Source organism: Methylocella tundrae, assembly GCF_901905185.1.
Classification (GTDB): Bacteria; Pseudomonadota; Alphaproteobacteria; order Rhizobiales; family Beijerinckiaceae; genus Methylocapsa; species Methylocapsa tundrae.
This window is the reverse complement of record NZ_CABFMQ020000152.1, coordinates 1-457: the sequence shown is the minus strand read 5'-3', so window position 1 is coordinate 457 and position 457 is coordinate 1. Positions and strand designations below refer to the sequence as shown.

Below are 457 nucleotides of genomic sequence, written 5' to 3'. Positions count from 1 at the left end.
GCGTGACGTTAACCAGCAGATGAGCGGGTTGCTTAAAGCGGTTGCCGCGAACCCCACACGTGCGGGCGGATCTCTGCTGTTGTTTAGCTTTATATATGGGGTATTGCACGCATTGGGGCCGGGGCACGGCAAAATCGTCATCACGACCTGGCTTGCGACGCATCCGTCGAAGCTCAAGTCGAGCATTGGGCTGACGCTGGCGTCTTCCCTATTGCAGGGGCTGGTGGCAATAGGACTGGTGGTTGTAGTGCTCACGGTGCTGCAACTGCCTGCCCGACAGCTGCATATGAGCAGTTTCTGGCTGGAGAAAGGAAGTTATGCGCTGGTTGGCGTGTTGGGCGTTTTATTGTGTGTCCGTGCACTAAAGAAATTGCGCCAGCTGCTGATGCGCCCGAAATTCACCGCCTTTACGCCGCACCATGTGCATCACGAGGGCTGCGGCTGCGGGCATCAGCAT

General features: G+C 57.3%; 1 protein-coding gene. It reads left to right on the top strand.

Annotation, left to right across the window (positions count from 1 at the left end; genetic code table 11):
- On the top strand, positions 1-457 hold a 457-nt coding region (locus MPC4_RS20090), incomplete at both ends, for a nickel/cobalt transporter (RefSeq protein ID WP_425312510.1).